11 protein-coding genes are annotated in these 13798 nt (G+C 48.4%); 8 read left to right on the forward strand and 3 right to left on the reverse strand.

Going from position 1 to position 13798, the window contains the following annotated elements; genetic code table 11:
* Position 1: 1 nt before the first annotated feature.
* The 3 genes from AC0YNX_RS06135 (at position 2) to AC0YNX_RS06145 (ending at position 3355) form a co-directional block, all read left to right on the forward strand.
* On the forward strand, positions 2-1444 hold the full coding sequence (locus tag AC0YNX_RS06135) for a glutamine synthetase family protein (protein ID WP_475814743.1): 1443 nt from the start codon (positions 2-4) through the stop codon (positions 1442-1444).
* 19 nt (positions 1445-1463) lie between these two features.
* The gene (locus AC0YNX_RS06140; RefSeq protein WP_475814744.1) at positions 1464-2234 is read left to right on the forward strand and encodes an SDR family NAD(P)-dependent oxidoreductase; all 771 of its coding nucleotides are present in this window, start codon (positions 1464-1466) and stop codon (positions 2232-2234) included.
* A 125-nt stretch (positions 2235-2359) separates the two neighbouring features.
* Complete coding sequence (locus AC0YNX_RS06145) at positions 2360-3355, forward strand: Gfo/Idh/MocA family protein (RefSeq protein WP_475814745.1); 996 nt, start codon at positions 2360-2362, stop codon at positions 3353-3355.
* 482 nt (positions 3356-3837) lie between these two features.
* Here AC0YNX_RS06145 and AC0YNX_RS06150 read toward each other — a convergent pair whose 3' ends face one another.
* The 3 genes from AC0YNX_RS06150 to AC0YNX_RS06160 are packed head-to-tail and all read right to left on the reverse strand — an operon-like array spanning position 3838 to position 7310.
* On the reverse strand, positions 3838-4911 hold the full coding sequence (locus AC0YNX_RS06150) for a Ger(x)C family spore germination protein (RefSeq protein WP_475814746.1): 1074 nt from the start codon (positions 4909-4911) through the stop codon (positions 3838-3840).
* Positions 4895-5974 (reverse strand): GerAB/ArcD/ProY family transporter, encoded by a 1080-nt coding sequence (locus tag AC0YNX_RS06155; protein ID WP_475814747.1) that lies wholly within the window; start codon positions 5972-5974, stop codon positions 4895-4897. Before AC0YNX_RS06155 ends, AC0YNX_RS06150 begins: the two co-directional genes overlap by 17 nt.
* Complete coding sequence (locus tag AC0YNX_RS06160) at positions 5967-7310, reverse strand: spore germination protein (protein WP_475815192.1); 1344 nt, start codon at positions 7308-7310, stop codon at positions 5967-5969. Before AC0YNX_RS06160 ends, AC0YNX_RS06155 begins: the two co-directional genes overlap by 8 nt.
* A gap of 219 nt (positions 7311-7529) precedes the next feature.
* Here AC0YNX_RS06160 and AC0YNX_RS06165 point away from each other — a divergent pair, with 219 nt between their 5' ends.
* The 5 genes from AC0YNX_RS06165 (at position 7530) to AC0YNX_RS06185 (ending at position 13693) form a co-directional block, all read left to right on the forward strand.
* Positions 7530-9560 carry a TIM-barrel domain-containing protein gene (locus AC0YNX_RS06165; protein ID WP_475814748.1) on the forward strand — a complete coding sequence of 677 codons (2031 nt, stop codon included), beginning with the start codon at positions 7530-7532 and terminating at the stop codon, positions 9558-9560.
* A gap of 192 nt (positions 9561-9752) precedes the next feature.
* Complete coding sequence (locus tag AC0YNX_RS06170) at positions 9753-10448, forward strand: response regulator transcription factor (RefSeq protein ID WP_475814749.1); 696 nt, start codon at positions 9753-9755, stop codon at positions 10446-10448.
* Complete coding sequence (locus tag AC0YNX_RS06175) at positions 10438-11901, forward strand: sensor histidine kinase (protein ID WP_475814750.1); 1464 nt, start codon at positions 10438-10440, stop codon at positions 11899-11901. Before AC0YNX_RS06170 ends, AC0YNX_RS06175 begins: the two co-directional genes overlap by 11 nt.
* Positions 11902-11981: 80 nt before the next feature.
* On the forward strand, positions 11982-13103 hold the full coding sequence (locus AC0YNX_RS06180) for a TolB family protein (protein WP_475814751.1): 1122 nt from the start codon (positions 11982-11984) through the stop codon (positions 13101-13103).
* A 26-nt stretch (positions 13104-13129) separates the two neighbouring features.
* On the forward strand, positions 13130-13693 hold the full coding sequence (locus AC0YNX_RS06185; RefSeq protein WP_475814752.1) for a hypothetical protein: 564 nt from the start codon (positions 13130-13132) through the stop codon (positions 13691-13693).
* The last annotated feature ends 105 nt before the right edge of the window (positions 13694-13798 follow it).

Below are 13798 nucleotides of genomic sequence, written 5' to 3' on the forward strand. Positions count from 1 at the left end.
GATGGATGATCAGCCGAAGAAGACCGAGTCTGGATCTGGTTCTGGTTCAAGTACTAGTTCTAGTTCTGGTGGGCTTCTGTCCATAGCGGAGCTGGAAGGAGCGATGAAAGTCGGCGAGATCGACACGTTGATTCTCGCCTTTTGCGATATGCAGGGCCGTTTAATGGGGAAGCGGCTGACCAGCGATTATTGTCTGAGCAGCGGGCTGACGAAAGGAACTCACTTCTGCGTCTATTTGCTCGGCACCGATATGGAGATGAATACGCCTAGCGGGTATGCGCTGATGAATTGGGAAAGCGGCTATGGCGACTGGCTGGCGAAGCCGGATTGGAGCACGCTGCGCGTCATTCCGTGGCAGGAGAAGACTGCGCTCGTGCTATGCGATGTTGAAGATGAGCATACAGGAAGCCGGATCGCGGTTTCACCTCGGGAGATTTTACGTCGGCAGCTTGAGCGGGCGGAGCAGCTCTCCTTCCGCATCATGATGGCTAGCGAGCTGGAGTTTTTTCTGTTCCGGGATACGTATGAACAGCTCCACGCGGACGGCTATCGCACGATGCATATGAACACCGCAGGGCATTACAACGAGGATTATAATTTGCTGCAGGGCACCCGCAACGAACCTCTGTACCGGCTCTTTCGCAACAGCATGAATGAGGCCGGCATTCCGATTGAATCGACGAAAGGCGAAGCAGCCGTCGGACAGCATGAGATTAACATACGTTTTGCGGATGCGCTCACTTCGGCTGATCGGCACGTAATTCTGAAGCATGGCATTAAGGAAATATGTATTCAGCAGGGCTGTTCCGTTACATTTATGGCGAAGCCACATCACGGATGGACCGGCTCGAGCGGCCATATCCATATCAGCGTCTGGGATCAGAAAGGGGAGCGCAATCTGTTCGAGGACCCGGACCAGCAGCCGTATGGCATGTCGGAGAAGATGCGTTATTTTCTCGGCGGAATCTTGGCCTGCACCCGCGACTTCTCGCTGTTCTTTGCCCCGACCGTCAATTCCTATAAGCGGTTCGCGCCCGAGAGCTGGGCGCCGGTTAGCATTGTCTGGAGTCGTGACAACCGGACGAGTGGACTGCGCATTGTCGGCCAGCGGCAAAGTCTGCGGATCGAAAGCCGCATTCCCGGCGCAGATATGAACCCGTATCTCGCCTTTGCGGCCATGATCGCTGCGGGCTTGCATGGCATCGAGAACCGGATCGAGCCGCCGCCGGAGTGGAAAGGGAACGCTTATGCGGCCGAAGGACTTCCACGTGTTCCGGCATCCCTATATGAAGCGATGGCGGTCTGGAAAGCAAGCCCGCTCGTGCGCTCGGCATTCGGCGATTTGGTGACGGACCATTATTACAATATGGCCCGGGTGGAGCAGCAAGCATATGATGCATTCGTCACGGATTGGGAACGAATACGGTATTTTGAACAAGGGTGATGGAGAGGAGATTGCTGCGATGGGACGTTTGCAGGATCGAGTATGTTTGATAACCGGCGCAGGCAGCGGCATGGGACTAACGGCTGCTCGCATGTTTGCTCGGGAAGGCGCGAAGGTCGCCTTGTTCGAGGTGAACGAAGCAGCGGGGCGAGCTGCGGCTGGCGAAATCGGGGAGCAAGGAGGAGAGGCAGCTTTCTTCCCGTGTAACGTCGCTGATGAGCAGAGTGTGCGAACGGCGGTCGGTCTGGCCGTGGAACGCTTCGGTTGTGTCGACGTGCTGTACAACAATGCTGGCATTATGCCCGCGGAGGACGGCTCCGTTATCGATACAACGGTCGAGGTGTGGGACCGGGTAATGGATGTGAACGTGAAAGGGACTTTCCTCATGTGCAAGCACGTCATCCCGCATATGGTCCAGCGAGGGAACGGCTCGATCATCAATATCGCTTCTTTCGTCGCACTCATGGGATGCTCGGTGCCGCAGGATGCCTATACCGCATCCAAAGGAGCGATCGTGTCGTTGACGAGATCGCTTGCGATTCAATTCCGCCCTTACGGCGTGCGCAGCAACGCCATCTGTCCCGGTCCGATCGAGACGCCTTTGCTTACTGAGTGGCTGCTTAAGGATGAAGAGGCTAAGCGGATCCGCCTGAACCGTCAGCCGAGCGGACGTTTCGGACGGCCGGAGGATATCGTGAACAGCGCGATCTACCTCGCGTCGGATGAATCCGATTGGACGAACGGCGCGATCTTGAATATTGACGGCGGGATTACGTGCAATTATTTTTAAGCTTCGCTGTCGGCAGCCCCGATGTTGTTCCGCAAATAATACTCGTTAACTTTGCCCGAAAAGCTTTGCAATCGTTCTCATTTCGGTTAAGGTAGAGTTATCTGATAGGTAAAGGGGACTTAATCATGGCGGAACAACGCATCGTGAAATGGGGCATCATGGGCCCGGGGGGCATCTCGGACAACTTCGCTACTGAACTACCGTACGCGCCGGGAGCGGAGCTCGTCGCCGTCGCGGGACGCTCGCTCGACAAGGCGCAAGCATTCGCCGAGAAATTCAGCATCCCGCGCGCATATGGCAGCTGCGAGGAGCTCGCGGCCGATCCGGACGTCGAGATCGTCTACATTGGCACGCTGCATCCGATCCACGTAGAGAACGCGCTGACGCTGCTGCGCGGAGGCAAGTCCGTGCTCTGCGAGAAGCCGTTCACGATCAACGCGGCCGAGGCGAAGGAGATTGCAGATTTGGCCAGCCAGAAGGGCTTATTCTTGATGGAAGCAATGTGGACGAGGTACCTGCCTGCCATCATCAAGGTGCGTGAGTGGTTGAACAGCGGCGTGATCGGCGAGGTGCGCATTGTGAAGGCCGAGTTCGGATTCGACGCTGGCTGGAATCCCGAGGGGCGGCTGTTGAACAAAGAAAAAGGCGGCGGCACACTGCTCGACGCAGGTATCTACCCGGTGTCGTTCGCATCGATGGTGTACGGCGGAGAGCAGCCTTCCAAGATAGAGAGCTCTGTCTTGATAGGCGAGACAGGCGTCGATGAGCAGTTCTCGCTGCTGTTCGAATACGGCGGCGGCCGCACTGCTTCCCTGCATAGCTCGGTACGACTGTCTATGACCAACGAGGCTGTCATCTATGGGACGAAGGGGCGGATCGAAATACCAGCATTCCTGTTCGCCAAGGCCGCAACCTTGCATGTGAACGGTGAAGAGCCGGTCCTCTTCAAGCAAGAGCTCGAGCCGTCCGGCCACTTCTACCAGGCAATTGAGGCGATGGAGTGCCTGCGCGCAGGCCGTAAGGAGAGCGATGTCTTAACCGTAGAAGAGACTGTGAATATCATGGAGACGCTTGATCGGATCCGCGAGCCATGGGGTCTTAAGTATCCAAGCGAAGCATAATCGGTGTCCCCGAAAGTTAAGGGGTGCGAGTATCCAGTCACGCATTAAATCAAAACGCCAAGGCATTTTGCCTTGGCGTTTTTCATTTTGCTCGAGACACAGATCGAATGTGTGCACATAGAATATTGAAATCAAATAAAGTGTTTGCATAAGGAAAATTGGCTTCATGCGAATGGAGTGGCAAATCATGTATGACTCGTTAAGAAGCGTTAAAATCATTTCGCTCATTCTTATCTCACTCGGAATCTTCTTCTTTTTGTTAGAAATGGTGGCCGCAGGTAACATATCGATATTGGGTCTAGTATTGTTCATGATCGGTTTCGGGCTGAATTCATTGATGCGCGCGGTAAAGAGTGAGCTCGAAAAACTTCGGTTGGAGATTGCTGAAGTAAGGAGACAACTGAAGGACAAATGGAAATAAACTCGAATACAACGGAAGTCGCATAAACTGCGGCTTTTTTAATTTATTTAACGAAACATGATTATGTGAGCCTTGTGTTTCCTTCATTCTGGATAATCGTTTTCACTTTTAAATTTAATTTCAGCTTGGGCAAATACTCGGTTCTCCAATGGCGTAGCTGGGTTCGAGGTAGTTTGTTTCTATAGTATTGTCCCAGCCCAAGAATATCAGCTTCACGGGTTTGTGTCTTATGAAACATAGAATTAAACCGCTTAGTGAGGATGTCTTTCAGCTCTTGCTTAATGAGCTCCGACGATACGCTCCCTTTCGTTTCCAGAATGGAGACACTCATTGTGATTTGAACGTCTAGATAGGGGGTACCTCCTTTAAATTTACTGTGATGCTGCATCGAGCTTTTTAAGATTAGGACGCTCGCTTTGTCCATGACTTCGATCTTCCCTTGTGCACTCTGTCCGGTAAAAGAGTTGAATAGCAACGTTTCTTCTGCCGTGATTTGATCAATCATTTTACCGTTCTTAATGAGAGCGGAGCCCTCGTAATCGATTGTTCCGCTCTTTCCGGATTTAATAATAGGAATAGCGACGTCTCGGGTATAAGAATGAATACTTCTATATACTTGCCATATGTGTGTTATAGCCATCTGAGGATTCCATCCCGCATTTTTCTCAAAGCAGTCGTAAAGAGTCGTCCCTTTTGGCGTCATGGATTTCTTTACAAAATCAAAAAAAGAGCCTATATTTTCATCGCATATGGCAATTATTGCTTTTGGGGATATATCTCTAGACCTCATGAAACTGGAGATTCCGTCTGTAAGGCCTTGCTCTGCGTATCCTTTTTCGATAAGAATTAATTTCAGATGAAGTAGATCGACGCTGCTTTCCATCCTCTCGCTGATCTTATCCACGGCTTCGTTTATGGTTTTACCCGATTGCTTTATGATTCTAATGTTAGTTCCGTCTGGTTCCGGTTCAGGAATTTGCAGTACAACTTCATATAATTTGTTATGGTACGCAAGCCCCATGGTGACAGGTAATGAGCGGTGATCGATATCTCTGTTATCCCAACAACCACATAGAACCCCTAACAGTCCGACAATGATTGTGATTCTCATTGCTTGCTTAATCGATTGCCCCATAGCCCGATCTCCCTTTAAATCGCATTCCAATAAAATAAGTCGAAAGCGGTACGGTTAGCAAGATATAAAATCTTAAGTATGTGCTCCACCAAAAGATCTTCTCGATGTCTTTCCAGTTTGGAATCTGCAAGCAAACGATAAAAACAAATAGAGGAATCCCTAGTAGTAAATACTTGGTTTTCATAAAGGGGAGACTCTGGTTAACGACCCGCATAGTAGACCATATTGAAATCGACATGAGAATCATAAGAAAGGAAGTCAAACTTAAAAGTAAAAATATCGTAATTCGGTCAAACATTAACCACGTTATCGAGATCGTATCGAGCGAAATAATAAACGGAAAGTAGAATGTAGATGCGGTAGCTTTGCCAAAGGTCATTAATGGGATATATACCGAGAAAATAAAGAAGGGCAGCAGAGCCAAGGCCGCAATCATAATGTACTTTCTCCGATAAGCTACATAAGGCTGAACGAAGCCTAGGAACAGAAACCCTCCAGCGCATACAAAAAAGCTAGTCAGGTAACTAGGGGTGGTTAGAAAAGAAGCATTGCTGATCAGAGGGAAAACATAGCGCCAATCGGCATTTTGAAAGGAGGCCGAGAAAAAAAACAAAATGATCGGAACATTGATAAAGCCGAGCAGCACGCTGGTCCTTAAGATGGATGTGATGCCTTGAAAGGATATATAAGTTGAAACCGTCAAGAACAAGAGCATGATTGCCCAGAGTGGTGTACTGGATAAGAAAACGATCGTCATAATCTCCGCCAAAGTACGAACCGCGATGATGCAAACCAACAGGAGATAAACAGCTATCGGAAGCAAGATTAAGAAGGGCATTCCTTTGCCGATTCCTAAATATAGGCTGATGATATCTTTCTTCCCAATATAACTGAGTCCTTTCGTATAGAAGTACAGGACAATAATTTGCACGATGAAGCCGAGGAGGATCGGAATCCAATGACCGTCTTCCGTACAAGCAATTATATCTCCAGGATACAGAAAGAAAATGAGCCCTAGATTTGAAATAAAGTAGGTCAGACCGACTTGCCAGCTTCTATCCATGAGTCATTTCGTCCTTTTCTTTGGAGAAGCTCAGAAACGGGATCCCGTAAGTGTTCAAGCTTGCGATATAAGCACAAATCAATACTAGCCCTTCCAATATCCCGAGTACTCCGTACATGGCTGCTAAGACCACAATGACGTATTTGGATATTCTAAGCGCTAACGACTGCTGCAGACCGACGATCGTCGAGTTTGCAATGGTTGTTGCCGCAAGAATGATGATAAGTAAATTACTGACCAACTTGGCTTGCACGACGGCTTGACCTAGTATAATGCCACCGACCATTGTTATCGTAGTCCCTATGGTTTTGGGTAATCGGATGCTGGCTTCGATAATTAATTCAAGGATGAAGAGCATAAGAATGATTTCGATAATCGCTGGATATGGAACGCCTATCCGCGTCTGTGCAATCGAGAGGGCCATTTCAATTCGAAGTACCTCGGGGTTAATCGATACTAGAGCGACATAGAGTCCTGGTAAGACCGTAGTGACAAATGCTCCCATGACGCGTAAAACACGCAAAAAGTACATCAAGGGTAGTGGGAGGTTGCGATCGCTGTCCAGACAGAAGATGTCCCATAGTATTCCGGGGATGACAAGTGCGTTGGGAAGCCTGTCCACGAAAAGAATAACTCGGCCTTTTCTGAGAAAGTTAGCTGCTTCTTGAGGTAACTCTGTTTGGTTGTAATTTGAGATCAGGCTCCATGAAGAGAAGCCTAGTATTTTTTTCGACAGCTGTTGCAGGTTTTCGGATTGTTTTCGTTTGTTTTTTTCGATTTGATTGATGATTTTATGGACGAGCTCCATATTCGCACGCCCTTCGTAATAAACAAGAGAGAGCTGTGTAATTTCATCGCTGCCGATTTTGAAGGATTTGACCCGCAAGTTGTCTGTGAGAAGCTGCTTCCGTACGATACCAATATTGGTTTCTATGTCCTCGGTAAAAGAGTTAAGAGAACCAAGAAATACGTTTTCGTTAATTGGCGATTCAACCGCACGATTAAGCGGTTTCGGAGCAGGCTCCATCATTATATATGAACCGTCGTTCTCGAAGTATATCAAGAGCTTCCCTTGCAGGAGGCTGGATAAGGCATCTTCGACAGAGGCATTATTGTGAACTTCGCCTAAAATGTTCTTGAATTCATCAATCGTGAGGTTGGCTTCTTTAGCGGCATTGATATATGTTTGCAGACTTAACTTGGTAAGTACCAGGTCAATCAACGAATTAAAACCCATTAATACGATTGGAGTGTCGATGAGTGTCTCTCGGAGATTGAAAAAGTCATCGTTGTTGAGAAACTTTTGCTGTAGCTGCTTAAGAAATGGATTGATAATCGTTCACCCTCTGCAGAGATAATTAATAACGGGAGTATCTCCTATCCAAGGAAAATTATACAAATCAATAAGCTGCCTGCACTGTGACGGATAACGATAATATCGATTTAATCGTTTATGGGCAGGATACTTCCATTCTTTTCGCGAATACGAGTAACTTAAGAATGGATTAGTTGACATAATGCTCGGAATTTAGAGCACTCAAATAAGGGGTGGCGCATGGAGAAGATACAGTGCTTTCCAACAATCTGGAAAGTGAAGCTGGGGACGGCAGAGCAACTAACTCCTCATCATTTTTTTGGAGGACAGGAAAACGAACAACTGAAAAATATGGCGAAGCAGACATTTCCTTTTGCTGAAGGCGAGCTTTCGGCGAAATCGACCTCTCAAGGATTTTTGATAACCCTTCCGCTTGGTGAGGATGAGAAGCTTTATGGGCTTGGCTTACAATTGCAGTCGTTTGTACAGAATGGCAAAAGAAAAAGACTGCGTACGAATGCAGATGCAACAAATGATACCGGCGATGCGCACGCTCCCGTGCCGTTCTATGTGTCGACAAAGGCTTATGGGATTCTTGTGGATACGAGTCGATGCGTTGAATTCGATTGTGGAGCCACAAGACGAGTCTATTCGGAAAACAGCAAAAGTAAAGAGAAAGAGATCGCAATCCGGACAGAGTCGTTATATAGCGAAGAGAAACGGGGAAGCCAAGTATCCATTTTTATTCAAGGATTGGAAGGCGCAGATATTTATATCTTTGCGGGCGAGTCGATCAAGCAAGTCGTTGAAAGCTATAATTTATTCTCAGGCGGTGGAGTACTGCCGCCGATATGGGGGCTAGGAAACTTATATCGCAGCTATGGCCCGGCAGATCAAGGTCAAGTGGAATGTTTGCTGGAAGATATTCAGAACGAACAAATGCCTTTTTCTATGTTAGGATTGGAACCAGGCTGGCATAGCCACGCATATTCGTGTTCATTTAAGTGGGATTCGAATCGCTTCCCAAACCCGGAGCGCCTAGTAGAAAACGTAAAACGTGCGGGTCTGGAGCTGAACCTCTGGGAGCAGGCGTACGTTCATAAGACGGCCGACTTCTATGAGGAACTGCGTCCGTATTCCGGTGACTATGAGGTGTGGGAAGGACTTGTCCCAGATTTTGCTCTACCAGAGGCGAGGAAAATCTATGGGAGCCGGCAAGGCGAGTTGATTGATACGGGAATCGGCGCTGTCAAATTAGATGAATGCGATGGGTCTGACTTTACTGGAGGCTGGTTCTTTCCCGACTTCTCACAGTTTCCGTCGGGAATGGACGGTGAACAAGCTAAAAACTTGTTTGGAGCAATGGTTCAACGCACGATCCAGCAACAGTTTGAACAGCGAAATCTGCGTACATATTCTCAGGTTCGAGCCGGGTGGAGCTACGGGTCGCCAATGAGTTTTGTGTTATATAGCGATTTGTATGATCATGGGCAGTTTGTACGCGGTATTCTGAACGCCGGATTCTCAGGACTACTGTGGTCTCCTGAGGTTCGACAGTGTGGCAGCGGGGAAGAATTTATCCGTAGGATGCAGACAGTCGTGTTTTCGCCGCTTTCAATCATTAATGCTTGGATGGTGCCGAATCCGCCTTGGAAGCAGTATGATATTGACAAAAATGCACAGGGTATCCTGCTTGAAAACAGTGAGCTGCAGGATCAATGCCGCGAGCTGCTGCAACTGCGAAATGCGTTCATTCCTTACTTGTATGAAGCGTATGCCCGTTATGAGAGATATGGAACCCCGCCTTTTCGGGCACTCGTGCTGGATTATCCGGGCGATACACAGGTGCATACCATCGATGATTCGTATATGATGGGAGACAACCTCCTCGTGGCTCCTATTTTGAATGAAGGTACTGGGAGATCCGTCTACTTGCCGGAAGGCGACTGGTATGATTTCTGGAGTGGTACTAGGTATATAGGTAAGCAGTACATCAATGTCGAAACAGCACGGATCCCTCTCTTTGTCAGGGAAGGAACGATTCTACCGTTAGCGATCAACCAAAGCATTACGAAGGACACGATATTTGATCTTGATATCCGCATATATGGCAGCCAGCCTCGCAAGACCTACCTAATCGAGGATGATTGGATTAGTCTGAATTATAAGAACGGAGAACAGAACTGTTACGAATTAGCAGTGGTTGATGGGGAACTAAATATTCCGAGGATGGAGCGCTACCTTATTCATTCTCAATCGAGGATTTATTAATATCCACTTTCCTCTGGTGAGATCACAGAAGAAATTTCCAAAAAATGCGTTACCGTCAAAGCCGCGAAAATCGCGGCTTTTTAGCGTTTCGTCCAAGGTGCATCAATTACTCATGGGGGTAAATATTGGCTCCAGCCGGAAAGAGATTATAATGGATGCATAGGATAACGACATGAGGCAGGTGAGAATGCCATGCAAGTGAAAATTATGGTCATTGAAGACGAAATTGCGATCTCGGACGCGATCTCCTATGCCTTGAAGCGTGAAGGATACGAGGTGGAGATCATCGATCGCGGAGACACTGCGGTGAAACGTCTAGGCGAGACGCGTCCCGATGCTATTATTCTCGATGTGATGCTGCCCGGCATGGACGGCTATGACGTGCTGAAGAAGATGCAGGATAAAGACGGAATCGGCGTCATCATGCTGACAGCCAAGGAAGACATCGTCAATAAGGTGCTCGGGCTGGAACTTGGGGCCGACGACTATTTGACGAAGCCCTTCGACATGCGGGAGTTGCTCGCGCGGCTCAAATCCTTACTGAGAAGAATACAATCCGCTGGAGAGAAGAAGGAGCCGAAAGAGATTCAGCTAGGCGGATTGAAGATACACGTTGGCAGAAGATTGGTTATGGCTGGCGAACGCAAGCTCGAGCTGACGCCTAAGGAATTCGATCTGCTGGCACTGCTGGCAGCCAATCAAGGCAGGGTATACGAGAGGGATCAATTGCTGGACCTCGTGTGGGGAATGGATTATTACGGAGGGACACGTACGGTAGATATTCATGTGCAGCGGCTGCGCAAGAAGCTTGGACCCGACTACGGCGATGCCATTCAAACCGTGCATGGTATCGGCTACAGGGTGTCCGGAGGTTACGGTGAGAATTAGAATTAGCATCAAGTTGAAATTCAGTCTGTTTCTCGCCGGGCTTCTGCTGCTTACGGTATTCGTGCTTAGCATGTTGGTCTTGCAGGGGATCGAACGAAATCAGAGTGCTCAGACGGAAGCGCTTCTCGCTCAGCAAGCCGAAACAGCGAATGTATATTTTATCCAATCCATCATGGAGCAAGCCAATAAAGTTCCTAAAACTTTCTTGGAGACCAATGGCGCAGCGTTCGGCGAGCAATTGGAACTGATAAGCGGTCAGCCCGTCGTACTGTACGATAGGACCGGCGACGTTATTGGGAAGAGAGATGCGGCTCCTCCGTCTGGCAGCATTAAGCAGACGCTAGCGTATGCGCTGGAGAACAAGACTGCTTATTTGGTAGAAGGCGACTCTATGTATTATTTAACCCCGCTTCGTACGGTGGGTGAACAGGTCGGCGTCGTCCAGTTCTATTATTCCCTTCGTGACCATCAAGCTTTCTATAATGAGATCAAACGATTGTTCTTCTATATTGGAGCAGGCGTGTTCGTGCTGAGCTTCCTCCTGGGCTACTTGTTTTTCTTCTCCTTTGCTCGCAGCATCATTAAGCTGAACGATACGGTAGGACGTATTCGGAATGGACAGTTCGCGGTGCCGGACATGAAGCGGAGAGACGAGATTGGGGAGCTCGGAGCGGGTATTGCCGCCATGAGCCAACGCCTTATGGTCACGATGCGGGATAAGGACGAAGAGCAAGAGAAGCTAGCACTTGCGGTTCGCAAGCTATCGAATCTTGATCGGCAGCAGAAGGAGTTCATCGGCAATGTCACGCATGAGTTCAAGACGCCGCTGACCTCAATTAAAGCATACCTCGATCTGCTCGACATGTATCCGGATGACGAGGATCTGCTCGCTAAGGCCAAAACCCATATCGCCGGAGAGACGCGGCGACTTTACGAAATGGTGGAGAAGGTGCTGCAATTATCCGCGTTAGAGAAATACGATTTTGAGTATAACAAGGAAAGGCTCGAGGTACGTGGCACGATTGAGTCGGTCTTGGCGAGGCTAAAGGGGAAAATGGACAAGTTCGGCCTGGCGCTAGAGACGGATTTGCATGAAGCTTATATGGAAGCCGATAAGGATTATATGAATATCGTGCTTGCGAACCTGCTGGACAACGCCATTAAATATAACAAGACGGGCGGATCCATCCGGGTAAGCAGTTTTCTCAGAGACAATAAGGTCATCATCGAAATTACCGACACGGGAATCGGCGTTCCGGGCGAGGTTGCAGATAAAATTTTCGAAGCGTTCTACACGGTGGATCGGAACAGATCCAGGGAGCATGGCGGAGCCGGACTGGGTCTGTCACTGGCCAAGCGGTATGTCGAGACACAGGGAGGCAGCATCTCCATCGTGAAGTCGGATGGCAGCGGCACAACGTTCCGTATGACGTTCAAGGCACAATTCCGATAAGTTTGTTTACAACTTGGAAACAATTCTTCGTTCTTTCGCAACATTCGGTCGGTATTGTAAGCATTAAGGAGGCGGTCACATTGAACAAAACAAAATTATCTATTACGTTATGCGTATCCGCATTGCTGCTTACTTTCACCGCTTGCAGCGAAGATAACGGAGGCAATCGGCAGGTCATACAGGAGCCGGGGAAAACGATCACCGTCATTGATAACGAAAACAACAAGCCGGCGACTGTTCCGGCTCTTACGGTAGACGGCATCAAGCGGTACGAGAAAATGGAGATATTCGGCTGGCTGGACAAGGAGACGGTCATTGTTTCCAAGGTGAACGAGTCCATGGAGAAGATGAAGCTGGAGGAACTGGCGGATACTTATCCGCGCAGCTTGTACCGATTCAATCTGAAGACGGGAGAGCTCGTGCCTCTGAAGGAGCAAGAGAACGCGTTCTTGGGAGACGCCAGCTTGTCTCCGGACAAAAAGCATCTCATCTATTCGGCGTATACGATCGGCGATCCCGCTTATTATGTCATGAATCTGGAAACGTTGAAGTCGTACGGCCTGTCCGGCGAACCCATCGGAGGAGCCATGAGCGCTGGATGGGCGGATGATGGCAACATCATCGGGGCTTCTTATGCAGGCGGAGCTTACACGGCAACCACGAATGGCGATATCGCCGTGCTTGACGCTTTGAGCGATGGGATGTTGATTATCGTAGCCAAGCACGGCAACAGAGTCTACTTTAACTCCAATGCGGATGAAGCGCTGAAAGTGCTAAATTTGAATACCAAGGAGATCAAAGATATGGGGCTTGGTCCCGTAGGTAGCGTCATTCCTTCGCCTGACGGCAAGCAGCTGCTGGTGAAGCAATACGTAGGCTCCGGTGTCAAGCTGGTGCTGTGCGATCTGGATGGAGGAAACGCGAAGACGATCGCGGAAGGCGCGGAGCTTGGAGGAATTTCCTGGTCGAAGGACCAGCGGTTTATCGCGTACAGCAAGCAAGCGGAGGTAAGCGGGGCGACGGTCAAAGGCTTCTACGTCCACGATCTTCTGTCCAATAAAGCGACCCGCATCGCAGCCGACGTAGAGAACGCCGTGAGCTCGTCGTGGAGCCCGTCTGGCAACGAACTGTCCTATTCGGTATGGAACGGCAGCAGTTACGACAGCAGTGTCGTCGAGATCCATACTTCCTTACAACCTTAACTCATATCGGAGGACAAGAACATAAAATGTTTAAAGGGCCGCGTAAATCGCGGCTTTTTAGTCGTTCCGAGTGGAAGAATGAAGCGTTACAACCGATAACGAATAGGAAGAGGCTGCAATTAACGAAGAGGAGTGATGAATGGAAGTTAGACTATTCAGCGCCTGTACACTTGAGTAAAAGAGAGAAAAGGAGACAAATCATGAAGGGCTTCCAAATTATTATTGTTGTCATTTTATTATTTTGCGTGGCATGCGGAAATAATGACAAACCAATAGCACAAAAAGAAATAGTAGGGAAATGGGTTGTAACGAATGAACCTATAGACTTGGAAAAGTTCCAGTCTAAATATGGGCAAATACATGTGTGGGAGTCCATGCGAATCGAACAACATTTTAAAGAAGGAATGAATGTTGAATTTTTATCTGATGGAACCGTTGTATTCGAGGACATCTCAGCTAAGTATTCATTAGAAAGCCAAGATGGATTTAATTATATCAACATTTTAGGTGAAGCATCAGAGTCAGGTCATCCCATTCAATTAAAAGATAATAAACTACACTTAGGTGTTTTTACTTTAGAAAGAATATAAACGGCAGCGCTCGATCCTGCCTTGTGACTTAAACATGATCTCATTAGAACCGCGAAAATCGCGGTTTTTTTGCATTCCTATTGGTAGAATCTTTCGTTACCTACT

It is taken from the genome of Paenibacillus sp. J31R98, from assembly GCF_056269245.1.